We start from the raw sequence: 23610 nt of genomic DNA, 5'->3' as shown, positions 1-23610 counted from the left end.
CCATGAACGAGAACCCGACCACCACCGACGCCATCGACGACCTGACCTGGGACGACTGGAGCGACGCCGCGGTCTGCGCCATCGAGAACGGCCCGGACTGCGAGGCCTGCGAAGGGTGACTGAGTCCGCGGGCGGGCGGCCGACGCTGACGGTCTGCCGCGGCTGCTGCTGCGGGACCGAGCGGAAGTCGCCCGGGGTGGACCACGCGGCCGTGCTCACGACCCTGAACGCGGCGGCCGGGGAGTCGGCGACCGTACGTGTCGCCGACTGCCTCGGCCCCTGCGAACGTGCCGACGTCGTGGTCGTGGGTCCCTCACCCGAGGGGCGGCAGCGTGGCGCCCGGCCGGTCTGGGTCGCCCGGGCCGGCTCGGAGCGGGTCGCCGACGCGTTGGCCGAGTGGACCCGCGCCGGCGGGCCGGGCATCGCCGACGCACCGCCCGCGGTCATGGCCCGGGCGTTTCGTCACGGGCGCTGAGCGACCACCGCGTACGCCGCCGCGACCAGGGCTGCGCCGATGCCGACCCTGCGGGCCAGGGTGGTGGCGCTGACGACGTCGGCGGGGGTGGCGGCACGGCCGTCGCCCATCACCGCGCGGTGCTCGACCCGGTCGCCGTAGTAGCGGTTGGTGCCGCCGAGACGGATGTCGAGGGCGCCGGCGAAGGACGCCTCGACGACGCCGGCGTTCGGGCTCGGGTGTCGCGCGGCGTCGCGGCGCCAGGCCCGCCAGGCCTCTTTCGCCCGGGACCGAGCCGCGGCCAGCGTGAGCAGGCCGGACAGGCGCGAGCCGGGCAGGTTGAGCAGGTCGTCGAGGCGCGCGCTGGCCCAGCCGAAGTGCTCGTAGCGGTCGTTGTGATGGCCGACCATCGCGTCCAGGGTGTTGGCGGCGCGGTAGCCGAGGAGTCCGGGTACGCCCGCGACGGCGCCCCACACCAGCGGCGCGACCACCGCGTCGGAGGTGTTCTCCGCGACGCTCTCGACCACGGCGCGGGAGACCTCGGAAGCGTCGAGCTCGGCGGTGTCACGGCCGACGAGGTGGGTGAGCCGCTGCCGCGCGGCGGGGAGGTCACCCGTGTCGAGGTGTGCGTGGACCGCCAGCGCCTCGCGTTCCAGCGAGCGGCCGCCCAGGACCGCCCAGGTGGCGGCGGCGGTGACCAGCGTCTTCCCGGCACGGCCGGGAGCGAGGCGTTCGGCAGCAGCTCCGAGGACCACCGCTCCCCCGACGAGAGCGGCCGTGTGAAGCACGCCGCGGGCGCGGTCGTCCGCGTACCAGGCCTGCTCCGCCTTCATCGCCACCGTGCCGAAGCCGGCGACCGGGTGGTAGCGGCGCGGGTCCCCGAGCACCCGGTCCAGCGCGAAACCGGCGAGAAGGCCGATCGCCCGGGGGCTCACAGGTCTGCCCTGGTTCGGCGGAGCGCGGCCAGGAGCTGGTCGGTCGGATCCTCGGGGCGCACCGCGATCCGCACCCAGTCCGGGCCGAGGCCGGGGAAGGTGTCGGCGCGGCGTACGGCGATGCCCTGCTCCCGCAGGGCCTCCCGGACTCCGGCGCCGGGCCGGGCCAGAACGAAGGAGGCGGTCGAGGGGACGTACTCGATCTCCTGCTCGTGCAGGCCCGCCTCGAGGTGGGCGCGCCAGGTGGCGATCCGCTCGGCGCGCTCGCAGGCCTCCGCACTCGCGCGCTCGGTGGCGCAGGCGAGCATCGCGGCGGCGGCGGTGGCCGAGACCGACCACGGGGTGCGTACGGCCTCGAGGTCGCCGATCGCGGCGGGGTCGCCGACGACATAACCGGCCCTGACCCCTGGGATCGACCAGTGCTTGGTGAGGCTTCGGATCACCAGCAGACCCTCGGTCCGCTCACCGGTGAGCGTCTCGGGTTCGCCGGGAACCGCGTCCATGAACGCCTCGTCGACCACGACCAGGCGCCCGGGGCGAAGGAGCTCGCGGAGGGTGTCGGTGGGATGGAGTACGCCGGTGGGGTTGGTCGGGTTGCCGACGACGACCAGGTCCGCGTCGCCGGGCACCGTCGCCGGGTCGAGGGTGAACCCGTCCTCGGCGCGGAGGCGGACCTCGGTGACCGTGTGGCCGGCCTGCTCCAGCGCCGCGTGGGGCTCGGTGAACTGCGGATGGACCACGACGGGCTTCCGCCACTTCCTCGCCCTCGCGACCAGCGTGAATGCCTCCGCCGCCCCTGCCGTCGGGAGCACCTCGGCACGCTCACGGCCGTGATGCTTGGCCAGCGCCGCCCGCGCCGGCTCCTCGTCGGGGTAGGCGGTCGGTGCGAGCGAGTCGTGGAGTGCCTGGTCCAGCCACTCCGGGCGCGGGTCCGGGTGGACGTTCACCGCGAAGTCGAGCAGCCCGTCGCCCACCTCGACGTCGCCGTGGTGCCGCAGGGGGTCGGCCAGTTGGCCGTCCGTAGTGGCGGGCATTTCCCCGCCATGGCGGGGTTCTGCGGGCGAACTCGTGCGCGTGGCGGCGCATTTTCCCGCCATGGCGGGATTCTGCGCCGCGCCGTGAACCGCAGCCGCGAACCGGACCGCCAGCTTCGGATGGCCGGCCCAATGCACATGCAGGTACGACGCATGCAGCGTGTCCGACGCAAACCCCATCAGCGCCGAACCGTCGCCCCCGCCGGCCGAACCGTCAGCTGCGTCGGCCGAGTTGGCACTTTTGGGGGCCGAATCTGTAGCTGTGGGACGCGAAACTCGACTTTCGTCGCCCAGAACTGACGGCTCGGCCGACGCAAGTGACTTCTCGCTCGCCACAACTGACGTCTCGGCCGACGCAAGTGACTTCTCGGCCGGTGGCCGTGCGGATTCGATCGACCATGCGGCCTGAGTACCAGCGGCGGGCGAGGTGGTGGTGCGGTGGAACTCGTGGCCGGTGACCTGCTCGCCGGCTCGGGTGAGGAGGGAGTCGGAAGCCGCGACCGCGACCGGGTAGCGCAGGGTGAGGCGCTCGCTCATCGCGGCGTGCGCGGGGATGGCGCCGGCCATCGGTACGCCATCGAGGGACTCGGCCAGGTAGAGGAGACCTGCACACTCGGCGACGGTCGGGATCCCGGCCTGAACGGCGGCCTTCAGGTCGCGGAGCAGGCTCGCGTTCGCGGCGAGCTCGGCGGCGTACATCTCCGGGAAACCGCCGCCGAGGTAGATCCCCTTCGTCCCCTCGGGGAGGGTGGGATCGGTGAGCGGGTCGAAGGGGCGTACGTCGCAGCCTGCGGCCTCCAGGAGCTCCTCGGTCTCGGGGTAGCGGAAGGTGAACGCCCTGCCGCCCGCGACCGCGACGACCGGACGCTCCCCGGCCGGCGAGGCGTCGATCTCCAGCGCCATGGCCGGATCCCACGGCTCGGCGTCCAGGTCGGGGGCCGAGCGAGCGACGTCGAGCAGGGCGGAGAGGTCGAGGTGGGCGGCGACCTGCTCCCCCAGCCGCTCGATCAGCGCGACCGACTCGTCCCGCTCGGCGACGGGGACGAGGCCGAGGTGACGTGACGGGGTCGCGAGCGTCTCGTCCCGCGGGAGCATGCCGAGCACCGGCAGGCCGACCTGGTCGAGCGCTCGCCGGATCTCGTCGGCGTTGCGCCCGGGAGAGCAGCGGTTGAGGACGACTCCCCCGATGCGTACGGACGGGTCGAAGGCGGCCATGCCCGCCGCGATCGCGGCAGCGGAACGGGACATCCGGGCGACGTCGAGTACCAGGACGACCGGCGAGGAGGTCAGCGCGGCGACGTGCGCTGTCGAGGCGAAGCCATCGGTGCCGAGGCGGCCGTCGTAGAGGCCCATGACGCCCTCGATCACCGCGACGTCGGCCCCGGCGGCACCGTGGAGCAGCAGCGGCACCACCCGCTCGACTCCAACCAGGTGAGGATCGAGGTTGCGGCCCGGGCGGCCGGTGGCGAGCGCGTGGTAGCCCGGGTCGATGTAGTCCGGGCCGACCTTGTGCCCACTGACCTCGTGACCGGAAGCGCGCAGCGCCGCCATCAGCCCGGTCGCGATCGTCGTCTTCCCCGAACCCGTCGAGGGAGCCGCGACCACCAGCCGGGGCAGGGTCACCATTCGATGCCCTTCTGGCCCTTCTGGCCGGCGTCCATGGGGTGCTTGACCTTGGTCATCTCGGTGACCAGGTCGGCGACCTCGAGCACGGCAGGATCGGCGTCGCGGCCGGTGATCACGACGTGCTGGCGCCCGGGGCGCTCGGAGAGCACCGACGCCACCTCCTCGGCAGAGACCCAGCCCCACTTGATCGGGTAGGTGAACTCGTCGAGGACGAGCAGGTCGTAGCGCTCCTCGGCCAGGCACCGCTTGATCTCGGCCCAGCCCTCGGCGGCGGCCGCGGCGTGGTCCTCGGCCTCGCCCCGCTTGCGCGACCACGACCATCCGGAGCCCATCTTGTGCCAGTCGACCGGTCCACCCTCGCCGGTCTCCTCGTGCAGCTGTCCGAGCCGCTCCAAGACCGTCTGCTCGCCGATGCGCCACTTGGCCGACTTCACGAACTGGAAGACCCCGATCCGCCAGCCCTGGTTCCAGCCGCGCAGCGCGAGCCCGAAGGCGGCGGTCGACTTCCCCTTGCCGGGCCCGGTGTGGACCATCACCAGCGGCCGGTTGCGGCGCTGGCGGGTGGTGAGCCCGTCGTCGGGTACGTTCAGCGGCTGTCCCTTCGGCATCAGGCAGCGCCCCTTCCCATGGTGGATCCGGTGAACCCGTGGACGGCCGACGTCAGCGCCTCGGCGCTCACCTCGGCGACCGGGACGTGCTCGGCGCCGAGGTGCTCGGCCAGCCGGCGAGCCAGCCCGAGCCGCATCGGCCCGCTCTCGGAGTCGATGACGACGGTGGTGACGCCCAGGCCGGCGACGTACGCGGCGGCCTGCTGCGAGCGCCGCACCGCCTCCTTGCCGTGGGCCTTGGAGTTCGCGCGGCCGTCCGTGACGACCACCAGCAGCGGCCGCAGATCGGGGTCGCGCAGATGCTCGCGCTGCAGCACCCGGGCGGCCTCGAGGAGGCCTTCGGCCAGCGGCGTACGTCCTCCGGCGGGCACCTCGTCCAGACGGGCTGCCGCGAGGTCGACCGACCCGGTCGGCGGCAGCACGAGCTCGGCGCCTTCGCCGCGGAAGGTGATCATCCCGACCTTGTCGCGGCGCCGGTAGGCGTCGAGGAGCAGCGAGAGGACCGCGGCCTTCACCTGCGCCATCCGCTTGCGCGCGGCCATCGACCCGGACGCGTCCACGCAGAAGAGCACCAGGTTGGCCTCGCGTCCCTCGCGGACCGCGGTGCGGAGGTCCTCGACCCGCAGCTCGACCTTCGCGGACGTACGCGGGCGGGCTGCCTGCTTGCCCGCGGCGGCCTTGAGCGTCTCGACGAGATGGAGCGAGCCGCGGACGCTGGTGTTCGCGCCGATCCGGCGGCCGCTGCTGCCGATCGCCTTGCTCCGGCCTCCGGTGCGGCCGGTGCCCAGTCCGGTGACGGTCAGGAGGCGGGGGCGGTAGGCAGGGGCGGCAGCGGTGACGGACTCGGGGGCGGGAGCGGAGGGCGTGGGCGGCGCGTCGGGTCGGTCGTCCGCGGAATCGGCTGTGTTGGTCTCGGCACCGTCTCGCTGGCGCTCGCCGGGCTCGACCGACTGGGGTTCCGCGACCCCGTCGTCGGTGGTCGATGTCTCCTCGTGGGAGGTCTCGACAGGCTCGACCTCCGGGGGCGGCTCGGGTGGCAGCTCCTCGTCGCCGAGGATGCGGTCGAGGAGGTCCTCGTCGAGGCCGGGAGCGTCGAAGGGGTTGCGACGGCGGCGGTGCGGCAGCGCGAGCAGTGCGGCGCGGCGGATGTCGGCGCGGGTGACCTCGGAGCGTCCGGCCCAGGCGGCGTGGGCGACGGCGGTGCGGGCGGTGACGATGTCGGCGCGGAGCCCGTCGACCTCGAAGGCCGCGCAGACCTCGGCGATCTTGAGCAGCCCGGGCGCGGTGAGCCGGACCTTGCCGACCAGCGCGCGGGCGGCCGAGATCCGGGCGGTCAGGTCGCGCTCGGCGGCGACATAGCGCTCGACGAACGCGGGAGCGTCCAGGTCGAAGGCCATCCGGCGGCGGACGACCTCGGCGCGCAGCGCGGGGTCCCGGGGCGCGGCGACCTCGACGGTGAGCCCGAAGCGGTCCAGCAGCTGCGGGCGCAGCTCGCCCTCCTCGGGGTTCATGGTGCCGATCAGTACGAATCGGGCGGCGTGCTCGACCGAGACCCCGTCGCGCTCGACCGAGACCCGGCCCATCGCGGCCGCGTCCAGCAGGAGGTCGACCAGGTGGTCGTGGAGCAGGTTGACCTCGTCCACGTACAGCAGGCCGCGGTGGGCCCGGGCGAGCAGTCCTGGCTCGAACTCGACCGCGCCGCGCGACAGCGCGCTCTCCAGGTGGAGCGAGCCGACGACCCGGTCCTCGGTGGCGCCCACCGGAAGCTCGACCAGCCGCACCGGCCGGCTCTCCACGACGGCGGCGGACCCGAACGGTCCGTCGGGCGACTCCGCGGACGGGTCGGCGGGGTCGATCGAGAACCGGTCCCCGGCGTAGACCGAGATCGAGGGCAGCACGGCCGCCAGGCCGCGTACGGCCGTCGACTTCGCGGTCCCCTTCTCGCCACGGACCAAGACCCCGCCGATCTCCGGGGAGATCGTGGTGAGCACGAGCGCGAGGCCCATGTCGTCGAGCCCTGTGGCCGAGTCGGCCTGGCAGCCGAGGACGGCAGAAAATGGGTAGTGCACCGGCATGAGAGGCTCCCGCTCCCTATCGCGTTGGTTGGTTGGACGCGAGGCCGGTCTTCGGACTTGTCGAGTCCCCGTGGTCGGAGCTCGATTCACCGCAGCGGGCCTGTGCCGGATTCTCACCGGCTTCCCAGATTCTCCCCAGTCGGGGCACCTCGCGCCTGTGCGCTCACTGTAGCGTCTGGCCTCATGATCGTCGTGGTGGGCATCGGTGCCGGAGGTTGGGACGAGATCCCCGTACGTCACCAGCAGCTGATCCGGGAGGCCGCGACCCTCCTCGGCGGCAAGCGTCATCTCGACGTCGTCCCTGACCTCCCCGGCCAGCGGCGCGAGCCCTGGCCCTCGCCGCTTCGCGATGGCCTTCCTGCGCTGCTCGAGTCGCTCCCGGCGGACGCTCCCGTCGTCGCGCTGGCCTCCGGCGATCCGCTGGTCTCCGGCATCGGGACGACCCTGATCTCGCTCCTCGGTCGGGAGAACGTACGCATCGAGCCGGCCGTCTCCTCCGTCTCCCTCGCCCGCGCCCGGATGGGCTGGCCGGCCGAGTCGTGCGCGGTCGTCAGCGTGGTCGGCCGCGACGTGTCGCTGGTCGGCCGCGAGCTCGCCCCCGGCCGCCGGATCCTGGCGCTCTCCTCAGACGGATCGACCCCGGCCTCGATCGCGAACCTCCTGGTCACGGCCGGTCTCGGTGGGTCCGTGATGACCGTGCTGGGCGAGCTGGGGGCGGAGACCGAGAGCTCGCGGACGGGCACGGCCTCGACCTGGGCGGGCGAGTCGCCACGGCTCAACATCGTGGCGATCGAGTGCGTCGGGGCGCCGCTGTTCGGCTGGGCGGCCGGTCTACCCGACGACGCCTTCGAGAACGACGGCCAGCTGACCAAGCGCGACCTGCGCGCCTCCGCCCTGGCCCGCCTGGCACCGACCCCCGGCGAACACCTGTGGGACGTCGGCGCCGGTGCCGGATCGGTCGGAATCGAGTGGATGCGGGCGCACCCTTCCTGCACCACGACGGCCATCGAGGGCAACTCCGAGCGGGCAGCCCGGATCGCTCGTAACGCCGCCCGTCTCGGCGTACCGAGCCTGACCGTCGTCGAAGGTCGTGCCCCGGATGCGTTGCGCGATCTCCCGGCGCCCGACGCGATCTTCATCGGCGGCGGCGCGACCCGCCCCGGCGTCCTCGACGCCTGCCTCGCCGCCCTCCGCCCCGGCGGTCGTCTCGTCGTCCACGGCGTCACCCTGGAGACCGAGCAGCTCCTCGCAGGGCTCTACGAAGATCGCGGCGGCGAACTCACCCGCATCGCCGTCGAGACCACCGCCCCGATCGGTTCCTTCACCGGCTGGGCGCCTGCGCGCACCGTCACGCAATGGGCCTACACGGCCAACAGATCCTGATCCCCCGCCCGGCCCTCGCGGCCCTGGTGAACAAGGTGCTGCCACCGTGCACTATCGCTGCCGCTGCACGACCGGTTTACACCTGACTGGTATGCGATGGACGCCCCGATGGTCCCGGCCTAGCGTCGTCACATGCTGATCACCACGCAGCAAGCATGTGAGCGCCTGGCGAGAGTCCATCTCCTTGGCCGCAACCAGGCGCTGCGCATCCTGCAGTCAGGGCTCGCCGGCCCGCGCACGCGAGTCGGCTCGGCGTACCGGTACGAAGCCGACGCGATCGAGCGTCTCCTCGCCCGGCCACGCAGCACCGACGAGGCCCTCGACCGGCATCAGCCGTTCATCGCGCGGATCGGCCGCACCAGACCCTTCGACCTCGACGCCACCTGGGAGGAGCAGCGCGCAGACGTCGCGACGGGTTGGTACCTTCCCTCGCTCGCCTACCACCAGATGCGTCCACGTCTCCCGGCCTCCCACCGGGCAGACTCACACTCGGTCCTCCCGGCGACTGGTTCTCGGAGTTCGAGGACACCTGGCTGCCGATCGAGAACGGAGCGACCTGGACACTGTGGGGTGCCCTCAACTCCACTCCGTCACGCGCCGACCCGCGCAGCATGTACTTCTGGGACCAACTGGAGGAGGAGCGCGACCGGAAGCGCCTCTACTCGACCGGTCGCCACCAGGCCCTGGCCCGCACCCTAGAAAGTCTCGTCGTGGAGCACCGTCGAGAGCGGTGAGCGGTGGCGCCAGCCGAAGCGCTCCAGGTCGGGGACATCGGGGAGATCCTCGACGTGACCGACGCAGAGCCAGGCGACAGGACGTACGCCCTCGGGCATCCCGACCAGGTCGCGCAGGAACTCCTCGCGGTAGAAGCTGACCCAGCCGACGCCGAGGCCCTCGGCGGTGGCGGCGAGCCAGAGGTTCTGGATGGCGCAGACGACCGAGTAGAGGCCGGCGTCGGCGATGGCGTGGCGGCCGAGGACGTTGGGGCCGCCACGGCTCGGGTCGTAGCCGACCACGACCCCCAGCCCGGACTCGCGGATGCCCTCGATCTTGATCCGGGAGAAGGTCTCGGCCCGCTCGCCGGACAGGGTGGCGGCGAAGGTCTCACGCTCGGTCGCGACGTGGGAGTGGAAGCGCTCGAGGCGGTCGGCGTCGCGTACGAGCACGAAGTCCCACGGCTGCGACATCCCGACGCTCGGGGCGGCGTGGGCGGCGGACAGGACCCGCTCCAGGACATCCGGAGCCACCGGCTCGCCGGTGAACTCGGCACGGGTGTCCCGACGACGGTTGATGGCGTCGTAGAGGTCCATCAGGCACGCACCCTGGCAGCGTCGTAGAGGAACGACTCACCGCCGGCGCGGGCCAGCGCGGGCCCGGCCAGGATGACGGCGGCCTGGCGCAGGCCGGCGTCCTCGACCGCGTCGGCGATCGTCGACACGGTCCCCCGCAGCACCTTCTCCTCGGGCTGGCTGGCGCGGTAGACGACCACGACCGGACACTCCGGGCCGTAGAAGGGCAACAGCTCGGCCATCAGCTCGCGGGTGCGCCGGATCGCCAGGTGGAGCACCAGGGTGGCGCCGGTGGCGGCGTACGCAGCCAGCGACTCCCCCTCCGGCATGGCCGTCGACCGGGCCTGGGTGCGGGTGAGGACCACCGACTGGGCCACCAGCGGCACGGTGAGCTCGCGTCCGACCAGCGCAGCGGCGGCAGCGTAGGCCGGTACGCCAGGGGTCACGTCCCACGGCACCTCGGCGGCGTCGAGCCGCCGGGTCTGCTCGGCCACGGCCGAGTAGACCGACGGGTCACCCGACACGAGGCGTACGACCTGCTTACCGCCCCGGTGAGCGGTGATGATCGCACCGACGATCTGGTCCAGATCGAGCTTCTGGGTGTCGACGAGCGAGGCCGACGGACTGCAGTGGGCCAGGACCTCGGGATCCAGATAGGTGCCGGGATAGAGCACCACGTCGGCGGCCTCGAGCAGCCTCGTCGCGCGCACGGTCAGCAGGTCCGCCGCGCCGGGCCCGGCACCGACGAAGTGGACGGTCATCGGATCGGTCATCGGACATACCTCGGCGTCCAGACCTGTCCTGCCGCGGTCACCCGGGTCGAGCTCGCCCCCACGATGACCAGACACTTCATGTCGATCGATGCGGGATCCAGCTCACCGAGCGTGGTCACCGTCAGCGACTCCTCGGCCCGCCCGACGTCTCGTCCGACGATGACGACGGTGTCGGGCTTGCGCTGCTCGAGGAGTACGTCGCGCGCCAGCCCGATCTGGTCGGTGCGCGAGCGCGAGGCCGGGTTGTAGATCGCCAGCACCAGGTCGGCCGCGGCGACCGCGCGCATCCGCTCCTCGATGACCGACCACGGCTTGAGCCGGTCCGAGAGCGACATCACCGCGAAGTCTGCACCGACCGGAGCGCCCGCCCGGGCGGCCACCGCCTGGACCGCGCTGACGCCGGGCAGGACCCGGACACGTACGCCGGCATAGGCCGGATCCGAAGCCGCCTCGAACACGGCAGAGGCCATCCCGAAGACACCGGCGTCACCGCCGGAGACGACGGCGACCCGCTCCCCCGCGAGCGCCAGCTCCAGCGCGTGCCGGGCCCGGTCGACCTCGACCGTGTTGCCCGAGGCGTGCCGCTGCAGCCCAGCACGCTGCGGCACCCGGTTGACGTAGGGCGCATAGCCGACGACGTGGCCCACCTCGGCCAGCGCAGCCGACACCTCGGGCGTCAGCCACTCGTCCGGCCCCGGCCCCAGCCCGACGACGAGCACCTCCCCATCGCTGGTCGAGCCGCCGGAGCCGCTAGGCGGAGGCGTGTCGAGACCGACACAGTCCCCTGAGGCGCTCGATTCGACCGTGTTGGTCTCGACACGGAGTCGTTCGTCCCTCACGACTCCGGCTCGACCAGCGGAGGGCTGAGAGTCGCCGGGAACCACGATGAGCGAGAAGTAGGGAACCGAGGACGGGTCGACATCAGCGACCGGAAGCCAGCGCTCCTCGGGCTGCGAAGCACGCTCGACGTACCAAGCACCCTCGAGCCGCCCGGCAGCCTCCAGCGCGGAGCGAACCGCCGGGAAGGTCCGGCCGAGCTTCATGATGATCGCGGCCTCGGTGTCGGCCAGACGCCGGGCGAGCTCGGGCTCAGGCAGCGTGCCCGGCAGCACCGTGAGGACGTCGGCCTGGCGCACCAGCGGCGTCGAGACGGCCGCGGTGGCGGCCGCGAAGGCGGGAACGCCGGGCACGACGGAGGTCTCGTAGACCTCCTTGAACCGGTCGTGGAGATACATCGAGGAGCCGTAGAAGAGCGGGTCGCCCTCGGCGAGCAGGACCACGTCGCGGCCGGCGTCGAGATGGGCCGAGAGCCGGACCGCGCAGGACTCGTAGAACTCCGCCATCGCCCCGACGTAGCCGCCCGGGTGCGAGGTGGTCCCGGTGGTGACCGGGTAGCGCAGCTCCTCCTCGATCGCCCCCGAAGGGATCAGCGAGGAGGCGATCCGGCGGGCGTGGGACTGCTTGCGCACCCCGGCGTGGTAGGCGATCACCGGTGCCGCGCCGATCAGCCGGGCGGCCTTGAGGGTGATCAGCTCGGGGTCGCCCGGGCCGATGCCGACGACGGTGAATCGCCCGCGGATCGGGGTGCTCATTCCTGCTCCTGGGCGAGTGCGTTGAGTGCGGACGAGGTCATCGCCGAGCCGCCCCGGCGGCCGCGCACGGTGACGAAGGGGATGTCGATCCCGTGGTCGTCGGCGAAGGAGGCGAGCGCCTCCTTGGACTCGGCGGCGCCGATGAAACCGACCGGGCAGCCGACGATCGCGGCCGGCCGCGGGCCACCGTCGAGGATCATCTCGAGCAGGTGGAAGAGCGCCGTGGGGGCGTTGCCGATGGCGACGACGGAGCCCTCCAGATAGGGCTCCCACAGCGACAGCGCGGCCGCGGTGCGGGTCGTGCTCCAGGCACGGGCCAGCGCCGGGACACGGTCGTCACCGAGCATGCAGAGCACCTCGTTGTCGCGCGGCAGCCGGCTGCGGGTGACCCCGGTCGCGACCATCGTGGCATCGCACAGGATCGGCGCCCCGGCCTCGAGCGCGCCACGCGCGGCCTTCACCAGGCCGGGGTGGATGACCAGGTCGGCGGCGAGATCGACCTGTCCGCTGCCGTGGATCATCCGGACGGCGAGCCGTTCGGCGTCGGCGGGCACCGCGGAGAGGTCGGCCTCGCGCCGGATGGTCGCGAAGGAGTCGACGTAGATCGCCGGTCCCTGGTCGATGTAGTCGTAGCGCCGGGTCGGACGCTTCTGCGGCGCAGGCACGAGTACGCCGCGCCACGGTGTCACCACGACCGCCGGCGCCCGCTCGACCAGCGCCTCGACGGCGGCCCGGTCCAGAGCCTCGTCCGCGGCGGCGACGTGCTCGCCCCCGGGCACCTCGCCGAACCCGAGCTCCTCGGTCGCGGCCGGCACCCGGTCATCGGCAGCGACCGGCTCGACCAGCGGGCCGTCGAGCTCGGAGACGTGCCAGGCCGCCGACGGCCCCTCACCGCGTACGTCCAGGAAGCGTGCAGCGAGCGCGACCAGCCGGGCCGCGGCCTCGGCGAGCGGCACGACCGGCCCCCACGAGTCGCCGACGCGCAGCTGACCCTCGGCATCCGAGAGCGCCACCAGACCGAGATCGCACTCCCGCGAGACCAGGTCGCCGCGACCGTCGTCGAGCACGAAGAGGAACCGTCCGGGCAGCGCCGCCAGCCGGGGCGAGGCGCACAGCAGCCGGTCCAGGGACGCGGCCACGCCACGCAGGTCGGCCCGTCCGCCGGCGAGCCCGGTCTGCGGGGAGACCATCACGTTGCGTACGAGCTCGTGGGTCTGCGCGGGCACCAGACCGGTCGCCTTCAGCGCGGTGAGCACCTCGCCGGGCAGCGCGCCGTCGACAGCGGGCAGGCCGCGTACCTGCAGGTTGGCGCGGCCGGTGAGATAGATGCGACCGTCGCCGTAGGTCTCGGCCACGGAGACCAGCGAGAGCAGCGACGCGGAGGAGACGGAGCCGCCGATCAGGCGCAGCCGCACCAGCAGGCCGTCCTCGGCCGGCCACGGACGGCCGACTCCTGGGCACCGGTCGGTTCGGACTCGGGACATCGCCACACCTGCTCTGGTCAGGTGCCCTTCCGCGGGGCACGTGGTGACCTGGCGGCGGGCGCCGCCAGAGCCAGCAGGTCTTCGGACTCGGAATCGATCGGTGCGGGACGCCTTCCCGGAGCCAGGCTCCAGTGGCTGCCCCTCCCGGAGGAGGTGCGTGCCCCGCCCGTCATCCTCACCGCTGCGCGTCAGTCCCGGACTCTCACCGGGTTCCCTGACTCCATCAGGCATGGAGTACGACTGGCAGGGCGAGACTACCCACTTGCGGACACGGCACCGAATTGCTCGCGCCCCGACCGCTGTTTGTGCCAGTGTTCGGCTACTCGAAACCTTCCACACGTCTTCGCACAGATGGAGTCCCCCGTGGCCGGATCGGCTCGTCGGAAGCTGTTCGTTCTCGTGCCCGTCTCGGCGCTCGCGCTCGGTCTCGCCGGCTGCGCCACCACGTCGGAGTCGAAGGTCACGATCGGTCTCGTGGTCCCGACCTCGGGCGCCCACAAGTCGATCGGCGCCGACATGTCCCGCGGCTTCGACCTCTACCTCGACCAGCACGGCGGCAAGCTCGGTGGCCGACCGGTCGACGTCATCGAGGCCGACGAGGGCGACCAGGTCAGGACCGGGGTCGCGGCGGTGTCCAGGCTGATCGAGGACGACGAGGTCCAGGCGGTCGTCGGGCTGGTGGGCTCGGAGACTGCGCTCGCGGCCAAGGACCTCGCGGACAGCAGCAAGACGCCGCTGATCGTCACCGGTGCCGGCGCCGACCAGTTCGCCGACGGCTCCGACTACCTGTGGCGTACGTCGACGACCAACGCCGATCTGGGCGGCGCGCTCGGGAAGGCCGTCGCCCAGGAGACCGACCGCGGCACGGCCTACGTCATCGCCTCCGACGATGCCGCAGGTCACGAGTTCTCCGACAGCTTCATGATCGCCGCCGAGGCGTCCGGCGGCAGGGTCGCGGGGCAGAGCTACACGCCTGCCGCCGGCACCGAGGAGTGGTCGGGGATCTTCGCGAAGGTGAAGAGGTCACGTGCGGACGCGGTCTATGCCGCGTACACCGGGAAGGAGGCGGAGGCCTTCGTGACGCAGTATCGCGACTCCGGCCTGGCCCGGAGCACCCCGCTCTACGGTCCCGGATTCCTCACCGAGGGCGACGTGCTGTCCACCCTGGGCGGCGACGCGACCGGGGTGCGGACGGTGCTGCACTACAGCGAGGCCATGGACTCGCTGATGAACGACGCCTTCGTGAAGGACTACCGCAAGGCCTACGACGCCACCCCGACGGCTTACTCGGTGCAGGCCTACGACGCCGCGGCCGCGCTCGACAAGGCGCTCGACCTCTCCGACGAGGTCAACCGCAACGAGATCGCGGACTCCCTGGGGTCCGTCGGCACGATCGTCAGTCCCCGCGGGAACTGGACGTTCGACCCCAACCACAACCCCGACCAGTCCTACTTCCTGCGCGTGGTCAGGGGCACTCCCGACGGCCCCCGCAACGTCGTGCTGCAGGAGATCGCCTCGACGGGCACCTGAGGCGATCTCCTGCACCTCAGCGATCCGCCTCGACGAGCTCGTGCTCCAGGTCCTCCTCCTTGCGGCGGAGCACGATCGACCCGGCGAGCGCGAGCAGCAGCGCGACGTAGACGACGATCGCGAACGGCGACTGCACCAGCGTCAGCCAGTCCCCCTGGGCGATCTGCAGGGCCGAGCGCAGCTGCCGCTCGAAGATCGGTCCGAGGATCAGCCCGACCACCATCGGCGCCACGGGGTAGCCGTAGCGGCGCATGAAGAAGCCCAGGATGCCGAGCACCAGGAGGACCATGACGTCCTGCGGGCTGAAGTGCACCGCGAAGGCGCCCAGAGCAGCGAACAGCAGGATGCCGGCGTAGAGATAGTGCCGCGGGATCTGGAGCACCTTCACCCACAGCCCGACCAGCGGGAGGTTGAGCACCAGCAGCAGCACGTTGCCGATGTAGAGGCTCGCCACCAGCGGCCAGACCAGGTCGCCGTGGTCCTTGAACAGCAGCGGTCCCGGCTGGATGTTGTAGTGCTGCAGCGCCACCAGGATCACCGCGGCCGTGGCCGAGGTCGGGATACCGAGGGTCAGCAGCGGCACCAGCACACCCGCCGCCGAGGCGTTGTTCGCCGCCTCGGGCCCGGCCACGCCCTCGATGGCGCCGTGGCCGAACTCCTCCTTCGCCTTCCCACGAGCGAGCTTGCGCTCGGCGGAGTACGACAGGAACGTGCCGACCTCGGCCCCGCCGGCCGGCAGGGTGCCGATCGGGAAGCCGATCGCGGTGCCGCGCAGCCACGGCTTCCAGGAACGCCGCCAGTCCTCACGGGTCATCCAGGTGCGCCAGCCCCGGGTGACCGGGACGAGCTGCTGGGGTCCGCGGCGCAGCTGCGCACCGACGTACAGCGCCTCGCCGACGGCGAAGAGCGCGACCGCGACGACCACGACGTCGATGCCGTCGTTGAGCACGGGTACGCCGAAGGTGAACCGCATCTGGCCCGACATGCCGTCGACGCCCATGAGCCCGATGAACATACCGACGCCGAGGGCGGCCAGCCCGCGCGAGACCGAGCGGCCCAGCAGTGCCCCGACGGTGGTGAAGGCGAGCACCATCAGGGCCACCTTCTCGACGGGACCGAGCTTGACCGCGAGGTCCGCGGCCAGAGGCGCCAGGAAGGTGAGCGCGACCGTGGCGAGCGTACCCGCCACGAACGACCCGATGGCGGCGGTGGCGAGCGCTGCGGCGCCCTTGCCGCGCTTGGCCATCTTGTTGCCCTCGAGGGCGGTGATCATCGAGGACGCCTCGCCGGGCGTGTTGAGCAGGATCGAGGTCGTCGACCCGCCGTACATGCCGCCGTAGTAGATCCCGGCGAAGGTGATCAGCGCGGCCGTCGGGTCCAGCGCGTAGGTCAGCGGCAGCAGCAGCGCGACGGTCATCGAGGGCCCGATGCCGGGCAGGACGCCGACCGCGGTGCCGAGGATGACGCCGATGAAGGCGAAGGCGAGGTATTCGGGGTGCGCGGCGGTGGCGAACCCCTCCAGGAGCAGGGTCAGGTTATCCATGGAGGAACGCCACCCCTTCCAGGAACGGGCCCGGCGGCAGCGAGACGCCGAGGCCGCCGGCGAAGACGATCTGGATCGCGAACGCCATGACCAGGCCGATCAGCAGGGAGCGCCACCAGGGGCGGGCCCCCAGGATGACCGCGCCGGCGGTGAACAGCGCGGTGCCGGCCAGCGGCCAGCCGACCAGGCCGATCAGGAGGGCGTGGCCCAGGACGGCCGCGGCCAGCAGGCCGGCGGTGAGCCAGTCGGTGCCGCCGGAGAGGTCGACGTCCTCGCCGCCCTCGGCCTCGCCGCGCTCACCGCGCAGGACACGCACCAGGGTGATGCCGCCGGTCACGACCAGCAGGCCGCCGACCAGGTAGGGCATCGTCCGCGGCCCGATCGCGCCGGCGGCGGTGACCGGCTCGGCGATGCTTCCCGCACGGACCAGCGCGAACACACCGAGGGCGAGGATGCCCCCGGCCATGGCCGGCTCCCCGAAGGAGAGCCGGCCAGGCTGGGTGGGGGTCGTGGGGTTCACTGGACGAGACCGATTTCCTCGAGCGTGGTCTGTGCGGAGGTGACCTCCTCGTCGACGTACGTCTCGAACTCCTCGCCCGCCATGAACGCGTCGTCCCAGTCGTTGGTCTCGAGGACCTTGGCCCAGGCGTCGGACTCGGCCGCCTCGGTGACCAGGTCGGTCAGTGCCTCGCGCTCGGCGTCCTCGAGGTCGCCGGGGGCGACGATGCCGCGCCAGTTGGTGAGCACCAGGTCGATGCCCTCGTCGGTCAGGGTGGGCACGTCCGGGAGCAGGCCGGAGGGCTCCTCGCCGGAGACGGCCAGCGCGCGGAGCTTGCCGGCCTTGATCTGCTCGGCGTACTCACCGACCCCGGAGATCCCGGCGTCGACCTTGCCGCCGAGCAGCGCGGTCACCGACTCGGCACCACCGTCGAAGGGCACGTAGTTGAGGCTGCTGGCGATGTCACCGGAGGCCACGCCGCTGGCCTTGAGCAGCTGGCCGGCGAGGATCTGGTCGGTGCCGCCCGCGGAGCCGCCGGCGATCGCGACGTCCTGACCGTTGGCCTTGATGTCGTCGACGAGGTCGTTGATGGTCTGGTACTTCGAGTCGGCCGGTACGACGACGACCTCCTGCTCCTCGGTCAGCTTCGCGATCGGGGTGGTGTCGGCGAGCTTGGTGGCCGACTTGTTCGTCTCGATCGCGCCGACCATGACCAGGCCCATCACCATCAGGGTGTTGGGGTCGGTCTCGTTGGCGAGCTGGGCCAGACCGACGGTGCCGCCGGCCCCAGGGACGTTGGAGACGGAGGCGGTCTCGAGGATCTTCTCGCCGGTCAGCACCTCGGAGAAGGCGCGGCCGGTCTGGTCCCAGCCGCCGCCCGGGTCGGCGGGGACGACGATGTTCACGCTCGTCGGCGCCTCCTCGGCGGACGAGCCCGAGCTGTTGACCGAGCTGCAGGCGGCGAGCGAGGTGCCGGCCAGGGCGGTGGCGACGGCGATCGCGGCGGTACGGATGAGGGGGTTCATGGGATCTCCTTCGAAAGTGACGCTCGTCACTTCATGGCCGCGAAGTTATGGGCGGCGAGGAGATGCCAGGAAGCATCTGGACGTATTGGATCTTGTGGTCGTTGTGGTCACGGGGCGACGGGCCCGTGACCGAACCCGGCTCAGACCTCCGTGCGGCCGCTCTGCAGCTCGGCCCGGGTGGCGGCCAGCTCCTCGCGTACGGCGGTGAGGTCCTCACGCAGCGAGGTCAGCACGGCCATCATCTCGGCGTCGGACTCCTCCTCGTGCTGTGCCAGGCTCTCGACGCTCTCCATGCCGGAGACGACGACGGCGAGGAAGAGGTTGAGGACGGCGAAGGTCATCACCAGGATGAAGACGACGAAGAAGATCCACGCCGAGGGGTCCTGTGCCATCACCTCGCGGGCGATGTCGGGCCAGGCCTCGCCGGTCATGGTCTGGAAGAGCGTGAACGCGCTGGTGCCGAGATCGCCGAAGTACTCCGGCGCGATCTCCCCGTAGAGGTTGGTCGAGATGACCACTGCGACGTACATCATCAGCCCCAGCAGCCCCGCGACCGCGCCCATCCCCGGCACCGCGTTGATCAGGCCGTCGACGACGCGGCGCATGGACGGGACCGAGTTGACCAGGCGCAGCACGCGCAGGATCCGCAGCGCCCGCAGCACCGACATCGGGCCGGTGGCGGGCACCAGCGCGATCGCCACGATCGCGGTGTCGAAGATGTTCCACGGGTCGAGGAAGAACCTCGGGCCGTACGCCACCAGCCGCAGCACCAGCTCGACGACGAAGACGCCGAGCAGCACGCTGTCGAGCATGGCGAGCTCGTGGGCCAGGTGCTCGGGCACCATCGTCTCGACACCGAGGACCACCGCGTTGAGGATGATCACGCCGATGATGGTCTTCTGGAACGTGTCGTTGTCGACCAGCGCACGCGCCCGGCCGCGCACCGCGGTGATGCTCGAACCCATGTTCGCTTCGTCCTTCTGTCGACCCGTGACAACGGCCGGAGCCTACCGGGGTCAGGTGGTGGCGAGGTGCACGGCCAGCCCGAGCCCGGCGAGACCCACGAGCCAGCGCAGCGGCCGCTCGGGCGCGACCCGGACGATCGCGGGTCCGAGGAAGCCGCCGAGCACGGCACCGACCCCGAGCGCGACCGCGGCGGGCCAGTCGACAGGAGCGAAGAAGACGTACGCGATCGCGGCGGTGCCGTTGGCGACGCCGGTCGCGACGTTCTTGACCGCGTTGGTGATCGCGAGCGCCTCGGTCCGCTCCAGCACGAGGACGGCCAGCGCGATGATGCCGACGCCCGCGCCGAAGTAGCCGCCGTAGATGCCGAGCACGAACACGGCCACGCCCCAGGCGAGCCCGCGGGCGACCGTACGCCGCTCCCCCTGGTCGAGCGGATCCTGCCGTGGCGTCCTCGTCGTGGCGAGCGCCGCGGCCCAGACGCGGATCCGGTCGCGGAGCAGCAGCAGGATCGCGCCGGCCCCGACGAGCCAGGGTACGACCGCCTCGAACGCCTCGGCCGGCGTGGTGAGCAGCAGGGCCGCGCCGACCGCGCCGCCGAGGAAGGAGGCCAGGGCCAGCCAGGCGATCCTCCTGCCCTGACCGCGGAGCTCGCGCCGTGAGCCGGCGACGGTGCCGCCGGTGACGCCGAACATGGCCACCGTGTTGGTGACGTTGGCGACCACCGGCGGCAGCCCCGCGGCCAGCAGGGAGGGGTAGCTGACCAGCGAGGCCAGACCGGCCACCGAGCCGGTCAGTCCCGCGCCGATGCCGGCGAGCAGGAGCCAGACGAGCTCAGCGGACAAGGCACGGGCGCTTGGGGTCGAAGCTCCACCCCGGCACCAGGTACTGCATGGCGACACCGTCGTCGCGTACGCCGAGGCCGTGCTCGAGGTAGAGCTCGTGCGCGGCCGCGACCCGGTCGCGGTCGAGCCGGATCCCGAGCCCCGGGGCGGTCGGGACCGTGACCGCGCCGTCGCGGATCTCCAGCGGCGCCTCGGTCAGCCCCTGGCCGTCCTGCCAGATCCAGTGGGTGTCCAGCGCGGTGATCTCCCCCGGCGCGGCGGCGCCGACGTGGGTGAACATGGCCAGCGAGACGTCGAAGTGGTTGTTGGAGTGGGAGCCCCAGGTCAGCCCGAACTCGTGGCACAGCTGGGCGACGCGGACCGAGCCGGACATGGTCCAGAAGTGCGGGTCCGCGAGCGGGATGTCGACGGCGTTGGTGCGGATCGCGTGGGACATCTGGCGCCAGTCGGTGGCGATCATGTTGGTCGCCGTACGCAGCCCGGTGGCGCGCTTGAACTCGGCCATGATCTCGCGCCCCGAGTAGCCGCCCTCGGCGCCGCAGGGGTCCTCGGCGTACGCGAGCACGTCGTCCTTGCCCTTCAGCAGCCGGACCGCGTCGGCGAGCAGCCAGCCGCCGTTGGGGTCGAGGGTGATCCGGGCGTCCGGGAAGCGCTCGTGGAGGGCGGTCACCGCGGCGACCTCCTCCTCGCCGGCGAGGACGCCGCCCTTGAGCTTGAAGTCGGCGAAGCCGTAGCGGGCCTGGGCGGCTTCGGCGAGACGTACGACCGCCTCGGGGGTCAGCGCGACCTCCCGGCGGAGGCGGCTCCACTCGTCAGCGTTGTCCGGCTCTCGCAGGTAGGGCAGGTCGGTCTCGCCGGGATCGCCGACATAGAAGAGGTAGCCGAGCATCGGCACCGAGTCGCGCTGCTGGCCGTCGCCGAGCAGCTCGGCGACCGGCACACCCTGGGCCTGACCTGCGAGATCGAGGAGGGCGGACTCCAGCGCGGTGACGGCGTGGACGGTCGTACGCAGGTCGAAGGTCTGGGCTCCACGGCCACCGGCGTCGCGGTCGGCGAACGTGTTCGAGACCTGGCGCAGGAGGCTGCGGTAGCGCGTGACGGGCTGCCCGACGAGCAGCTCGGCGGCCTCCTCGATGGTGCGGCGGATCGGCTCGCCGCCGGGGACCTCGCCGACGCCCTCACGACCCTCGGAGTCGGTGAGGATCGCGATGTTGCGGGTGAAGAACGGCGCGTGCGCGCCGCTGAGGTTGAGCAGCATCGAGTCGTGGCCGGCGACCGGGACGACCTCGAGCTTGGCGATCGTGGGCACAGAGGTGGTGGTGCTCATGGCAGCTGCAGCTCCCCGTCGATGCGGCGGGCGAGGTGCCACGGGTTGTCGTCGCGTACGGCTTCCGGGAGGAGGGCCGCGGGTACGTCCTGGTAGGCGACCGGGCGCTGGAAGCGCTCGATCGCGAGGCTGCCGACCGAGGTGGTGCGGGAGTCGGAGGTGGCCGGGAACGGACCGCCGTGGACCATCGCGTGGCCGACCTCGACGCCCGTGGGCCAGCCGTTGAAGAGGATTCGGCCGGCCTTGAGCTCGAGCGCGGAGACGACCTGGGCGGCGGTCTCGTGGTCGGCGTCGGTGGCGTGGACGGTCGCGGTGAGCTGGCCTTCGAGGGAGTCCAGGCTGGTCAGCAGGTCCTCGACCGTGTCGAAGCGGACCACGACGCCGGAGGCACCGAAGACCTCGTCGGTCACGCCGGCGAGGCGGGCAGCCTCGACGATCTGGGGCGCGGGCGCGTCGGTGTCGCCCGCGATGCCCTCACCGACGACGGTGACGCCGTCGGTGGCACGGAGCTTCTCGGTGCCGGCCTCGTAGGCTGCGGCGATGCCGGGGGTCAGCATGGTGGCGCCGACGGCGTCGGCGGTGGCGCGCCCGGCGGCGGCGAGGAAGGCGTCGCCCGCCTCGCCCCTCGGGAGGAAGAGCAGGCCGGGGTTGGTGCAGAACTGGCCGGAGCCGAGGGTCAGGGAGCCGACGTAGGCGGCGGCGAGCGCATCGGTGTCGCCCTCGAGCGCCCCGGGCAGGATGACGACCGGGTTGATCGAGGACATCTCGGCGTAGACCGGGATCGGCTCGGGACGGGCGGCCGCTGCCGCGGCGATCGCGAGCCCACCGCCGCGGGAGCCGGTGAAGCCGACGGCCTTGATCCGCGGGTCGACGACCAGGGCCTGGCCGAGCTCGATGCCGCCCTTGAAGTCGGTGTCGAGGAGGAAGGAGAAGGTGCCGGCGGGCAGGCCGGCCTTCTCGACCGCGCGGGTGATCGCCTGGGCGACCAGGTAGCCGGTGAGCGGGTGTGCCGGGTGGCCCTTGACGATCACCGGGCAGCCGGCGGCGAGGGCGGAGGCGGTGTCGCCGCCCGCGGTGGAGAAGGCGAGCGGGAAGTTGCTGGCGCCGAAGACGGCCACCGGGCCCAGCGGGATCTGGCGCTGGCGGATGTCGGCGCGCGGGAGCGGGGTCCGGTCCGGGAGCGCCGGGTCGATGCGTACGCCGAGGTGGTCGCCGCGGCGTACGACGCCGGCGAACATCCGGAGCTGTCCGGTGGTGCGGCCGACCTCGCCGCTGATCCGGCCCTCGGGCAGGTGCGACTCGGCGACGGCGGCCTCGACGATCTCGGCGCGCGACGCCTCGATCTCGTCGGCGACGGCGTCGAGGAAGTCCGCCCGGGCCGCGGGGGACGTGGCCCGGTAGCCGGCGAACGCCTCGGCGGCAGCGCTGGTGGCGGCGGTGACGTCGGGCTGCTCGGAGTCGGCTCCGGCGATGATCGAGCGGTAGCTCATGGTCCCTTTCCTATCGGGTCGGTCTCGGTGCAGTCTCTGGGCGGGCGGCGTCAGGAGATGCGGGCGATGAGGTCGCGCAGCTCGGCGATCTCGTCCTCGCGCAGGTCGGTCAGCGGCGGCCGGACCGGGCCCGCGGGCCGGCCGATCGCGGCCAGACCGCCCTTGACGATCGACACGGCGTAGCCGGCCGTACGGTCCCGGATGTCGAGGTAGGGGATCACGAACTCGTTGAGACGACGGTAGACCTCGTCGCGGTCCTGGGCACGTACGGCATCGTAGAACTCGATCGCCCACTTCGGAGCGAAGTTGAACAGCGCCGAGGAGTAGGTGCTCACGCCGAGCTGGAGCAGCGGCAGCGCGAAGGTCTCCGCCGTCGGCAGGCCACCGATGTAGGTGAGCCGGTCGCCGACCCGGGCGTAGGTGCGGGTCATCTGCTCGATGTTGCCCACGCCGTCCTTGAATCCGATCAGCGTGGGGTTGCGGTCGGCGAGCTGCGCGACGGCCTCGTCGCGCAGCACCGCGTTGGCACGGCTGTAGACGATCACGCCGAGACCGGTGGCCTGGCACACGCGGCTGGCGTGCTCGACGAGACCGGCCTGCCCGGCCTCGGTGAGGTAGGGCGGCATCAGCAGGATCCCGTCCGCCCCCGCGGCCTCCGCCGCCTTCGCCTGCGCCACCGCGTTGGCCGTGCTGCCCGTAGCCGGCGCCAGCACCGGTACGGCCCCCGCGACCTCGTCGACGGCCGCGCGTACGACCTGGTCGGTCTCCTCCGGGTTCAGCGAGAAGCCCTCCCCCGTGCCGCCGGCGGCGAAGAGGCCGGCGACCGGGTACTCCGCCAGCCAGCTCAGGTGCTTGCGGTAGCCCTCCTCGTCGAACTGCAGGTCGTCGGTGAAATGGGTGACCGGGAACGAGAGGAGCCCGCTCTTGAGCTGGGCGGCCAGGTCGGTCGGGCTGTACTCGGTCACGAGTCACGTCCTTCAGGTGTTGGTGAGAATTGCAGGGGAAGGTGGTGACCATCACGCTATGGACGTTCAGTGATGCCTGTCCAAGCCCGAATTTGAATCTCGTGATGCCGTGGGGGCATTGCGGGACACCGGAGGACCTGAGCGCGCTTTCCCATCTGTGCGGAGTTTTC

At 72.2% G+C, this 23610-nt stretch carries 19 protein-coding genes, 1 pseudogene and 2 riboswitches; of the genes and pseudogenes, 3 read left to right on the top strand and 17 right to left on the bottom strand.

What is annotated here, in order from left to right; translation table 11 throughout:
* The first annotated feature begins 115 nt into the window (after positions 1 to 115).
* Positions 116 to 475: a (2Fe-2S) ferredoxin domain-containing protein gene (locus ACFVDI_RS03495; protein ID WP_378900580.1), complete on the top strand. Its 360-nt coding sequence runs from the start codon at positions 116 to 118 to the stop codon at positions 473 to 475.
* On the opposite strand, the gene ACFVDI_RS03490 is transcribed toward ACFVDI_RS03495, so the two are convergent.
* From ACFVDI_RS03490 to ACFVDI_RS03475, 4 genes are read right to left on the bottom strand one after another with little or no spacing between them, the layout of a single operon-like run.
* Positions 463 to 1389 carry a cobalamin biosynthesis protein gene (locus ACFVDI_RS03490; protein ID WP_378900578.1) on the bottom strand — a complete coding sequence of 309 codons (927 nt, stop codon included), beginning with the start codon at positions 1387 to 1389 and terminating at the stop codon, positions 463 to 465. The two genes, ACFVDI_RS03495 and ACFVDI_RS03490, sit on opposite strands and share 13 nt — an antisense overlap.
* Positions 1386 to 4049 carry a cobyrinate a,c-diamide synthase gene (locus tag ACFVDI_RS03485; protein WP_378900576.1) on the bottom strand — a complete coding sequence of 888 codons (2664 nt, stop codon included), beginning with the start codon at positions 4047 to 4049 and terminating at the stop codon, positions 1386 to 1388. Before ACFVDI_RS03485 ends, ACFVDI_RS03490 begins: the two co-directional genes overlap by 4 nt.
* The gene (cobO, locus tag ACFVDI_RS03480) at positions 4043 to 4657 is read right to left on the bottom strand and encodes a cob(I)yrinic acid a,c-diamide adenosyltransferase (RefSeq protein WP_378900573.1); all 615 of its coding nucleotides are present in this window, start codon (positions 4655 to 4657) and stop codon (positions 4043 to 4045) included. Before cobO ends, ACFVDI_RS03485 begins: the two co-directional genes overlap by 7 nt.
* Complete coding sequence (locus ACFVDI_RS03475; protein WP_378900570.1) at positions 4657 to 6732, bottom strand: VWA domain-containing protein; 2076 nt, start codon at positions 6730 to 6732, stop codon at positions 4657 to 4659. Before ACFVDI_RS03475 ends, cobO begins: the two co-directional genes overlap by 1 nt.
* 24 nt (positions 6733 to 6756) lie before the next feature.
* Positions 6757 to 6899, bottom strand: a riboswitch (cobalamin riboswitch).
* Positions 6900 to 6915: 16 nt separating this feature from the next.
* Between ACFVDI_RS03475 and cbiE the strand changes: the two genes are divergently transcribed.
* Entirely contained in the window at positions 6916 to 8115 is a 1200-nt protein-coding gene (cbiE, locus tag ACFVDI_RS03470) for a precorrin-6y C5,15-methyltransferase (decarboxylating) subunit CbiE (RefSeq protein ID WP_378900567.1), read from the top strand.
* Positions 8116 to 8810: 695 nt separating this feature from the next.
* Here cbiE and bluB read toward each other — a convergent pair.
* From bluB to ACFVDI_RS03445, 5 genes and pseudogenes are all read right to left on the bottom strand, one after another.
* Positions 8811 to 9425, bottom strand: a complete 615-nt coding sequence (bluB, locus tag ACFVDI_RS03465; RefSeq protein ID WP_378900564.1) for a 5,6-dimethylbenzimidazole synthase — start codon at positions 9423 to 9425, stop codon at positions 8811 to 8813.
* The gene (cobM, locus tag ACFVDI_RS03460; protein WP_378900561.1) at positions 9425 to 10177 is read right to left on the bottom strand and encodes a precorrin-4 C(11)-methyltransferase; all 753 of its coding nucleotides are present in this window, start codon (positions 10175 to 10177) and stop codon (positions 9425 to 9427) included. The genes bluB and cobM overlap by 1 nt, the downstream gene beginning before the upstream one ends.
* A complete protein-coding gene (cobJ, locus tag ACFVDI_RS03455; protein WP_378900558.1) occupies positions 10174 to 11769 on the bottom strand; it encodes a precorrin-3B C(17)-methyltransferase in 1596 nt (531 codons plus the stop codon). The genes cobM and cobJ overlap by 4 nt, the downstream gene beginning before the upstream one ends.
* On the bottom strand, positions 11766 to 12434 hold the full coding sequence (locus ACFVDI_RS03450) for a precorrin-8X methylmutase (RefSeq protein ID WP_378900965.1): 669 nt from the start codon (positions 12432 to 12434) through the stop codon (positions 11766 to 11768). Before ACFVDI_RS03450 ends, cobJ begins: the two co-directional genes overlap by 4 nt.
* A 627-nt stretch (positions 12435 to 13061) precedes the next feature.
* Positions 13062 to 13253: pseudogene (locus ACFVDI_RS03445) on the bottom strand (nitrite reductase); the annotation flags it as partial.
* A gap of 54 nt (positions 13254 to 13307) precedes the next feature.
* A riboswitch (cobalamin riboswitch) is annotated at positions 13308 to 13513 on the bottom strand.
* A 103-nt stretch (positions 13514 to 13616) separates the two neighbouring features.
* Here ACFVDI_RS03445 and ACFVDI_RS03440 point away from each other — a divergent pair.
* The gene (locus ACFVDI_RS03440) at positions 13617 to 14783 is read left to right on the top strand and encodes an ABC transporter substrate-binding protein (protein WP_378900555.1); all 1167 of its coding nucleotides are present in this window, start codon (positions 13617 to 13619) and stop codon (positions 14781 to 14783) included.
* A 16-nt stretch (positions 14784 to 14799) separates the two neighbouring features.
* Here the strand turns inward: ACFVDI_RS03440 and ACFVDI_RS03435 are convergent, their stop codons facing one another.
* The 8 genes from ACFVDI_RS03435 to kdgD all read right to left on the bottom strand — a co-directional run bounded on the left by ACFVDI_RS03435 (position 14800) and on the right by kdgD (position 23440).
* Positions 14800 to 16326, bottom strand: a complete 1527-nt coding sequence (locus ACFVDI_RS03435; RefSeq protein WP_328529411.1) for a tripartite tricarboxylate transporter permease — start codon at positions 16324 to 16326, stop codon at positions 14800 to 14802.
* Positions 16319 to 16846: a tripartite tricarboxylate transporter TctB family protein gene (locus ACFVDI_RS03430; protein WP_378900551.1), complete on the bottom strand. Its 528-nt coding sequence runs from the start codon at positions 16844 to 16846 to the stop codon at positions 16319 to 16321. Before ACFVDI_RS03430 ends, ACFVDI_RS03435 begins: the two co-directional genes overlap by 8 nt.
* Positions 16843 to 17850 (bottom strand): Bug family tripartite tricarboxylate transporter substrate binding protein, encoded by a 1008-nt coding sequence (locus ACFVDI_RS03425; RefSeq protein WP_378900548.1) that lies wholly within the window; start codon positions 17848 to 17850, stop codon positions 16843 to 16845. Before ACFVDI_RS03425 ends, ACFVDI_RS03430 begins: the two co-directional genes overlap by 4 nt.
* Positions 17851 to 17990: 140 nt before the next feature.
* Complete coding sequence (locus ACFVDI_RS03420; RefSeq protein WP_378900545.1) at positions 17991 to 18815, bottom strand: ion transporter; 825 nt, start codon at positions 18813 to 18815, stop codon at positions 17991 to 17993.
* Between the two features lie 51 nt (positions 18816 to 18866).
* Positions 18867 to 19658 (bottom strand): sulfite exporter TauE/SafE family protein, encoded by a 792-nt coding sequence (locus ACFVDI_RS03415; protein ID WP_378900542.1) that lies wholly within the window; start codon positions 19656 to 19658, stop codon positions 18867 to 18869.
* Positions 19648 to 20985: an enolase C-terminal domain-like protein gene (locus tag ACFVDI_RS03410; RefSeq protein ID WP_378900539.1), complete on the bottom strand. Its 1338-nt coding sequence runs from the start codon at positions 20983 to 20985 to the stop codon at positions 19648 to 19650. Before ACFVDI_RS03410 ends, ACFVDI_RS03415 begins: the two co-directional genes overlap by 11 nt.
* Positions 20982 to 22475: an aldehyde dehydrogenase (NADP(+)) gene (locus tag ACFVDI_RS03405; protein ID WP_378900536.1), complete on the bottom strand. Its 1494-nt coding sequence runs from the start codon at positions 22473 to 22475 to the stop codon at positions 20982 to 20984. Before ACFVDI_RS03405 ends, ACFVDI_RS03410 begins: the two co-directional genes overlap by 4 nt.
* Before the next feature lie 50 nt (positions 22476 to 22525).
* Complete coding sequence (gene kdgD, locus ACFVDI_RS03400; RefSeq protein ID WP_378900533.1) at positions 22526 to 23440, bottom strand: 5-dehydro-4-deoxyglucarate dehydratase; 915 nt, start codon at positions 23438 to 23440, stop codon at positions 22526 to 22528.
* Positions 23441 to 23610 lie beyond the last annotated feature (170 nt).

This window comes from Nocardioides sp. NPDC057767 (genome assembly GCF_042798275.1).
GTDB lineage: Bacteria > Actinomycetota > Actinomycetes > Propionibacteriales > Nocardioidaceae > Nocardioides.
This window is presented reverse-complemented; position numbering and strand designations above follow the sequence as displayed.

Coding starts and splice junctions, on each gene's coding strand:
- ACFVDI_RS03485 (WP_378900576.1), bottom strand. CDS start 4,049: ATGGTGACCCTGCCCCGGCTGGTGGTCGCGGCTCCCTCGACGGGTTCG.
- ACFVDI_RS03425 (WP_378900548.1), bottom strand. CDS start 17,850: ATGAACCCCCTCATCCGTACCGCCGCGATCGCCGTCGCCACCGCCCTG.
- cbiE (WP_378900567.1), top strand. CDS start 6,916: ATGATCGTCGTGGTGGGCATCGGTGCCGGAGGTTGGGACGAGATCCCC.
- cobM (WP_378900561.1), bottom strand. CDS start 10,177: ATGACCGATCCGATGACCGTCCACTTCGTCGGTGCCGGGCCCGGCGCG.
- ACFVDI_RS03420 (WP_378900545.1), bottom strand. CDS start 18,815: ATGGGTTCGAGCATCACCGCGGTGCGCGGCCGGGCGCGTGCGCTGGTC.
- ACFVDI_RS03475 (WP_378900570.1), bottom strand. CDS start 6,732: ATGCCGGTGCACTACCCATTTTCTGCCGTCCTCGGCTGCCAGGCCGAC.
- bluB (WP_378900564.1), bottom strand. CDS start 9,425: ATGGACCTCTACGACGCCATCAACCGTCGTCGGGACACCCGTGCCGAG.
- cobJ (WP_378900558.1), bottom strand. CDS start 11,769: ATGAGCACCCCGATCCGCGGGCGATTCACCGTCGTCGGCATCGGCCCG.
- ACFVDI_RS03410 (WP_378900539.1), bottom strand. CDS start 20,985: ATGAGCACCACCACCTCTGTGCCCACGATCGCCAAGCTCGAGGTCGTC.
- ACFVDI_RS03405 (WP_378900536.1), bottom strand. CDS start 22,475: ATGAGCTACCGCTCGATCATCGCCGGAGCCGACTCCGAGCAGCCCGAC.
- ACFVDI_RS03435 (WP_328529411.1), bottom strand. CDS start 16,326: ATGGATAACCTGACCCTGCTCCTGGAGGGGTTCGCCACCGCCGCGCAC.
- cobO (WP_378900573.1), bottom strand. CDS start 4,657: ATGCCGAAGGGACAGCCGCTGAACGTACCCGACGACGGGCTCACCACC.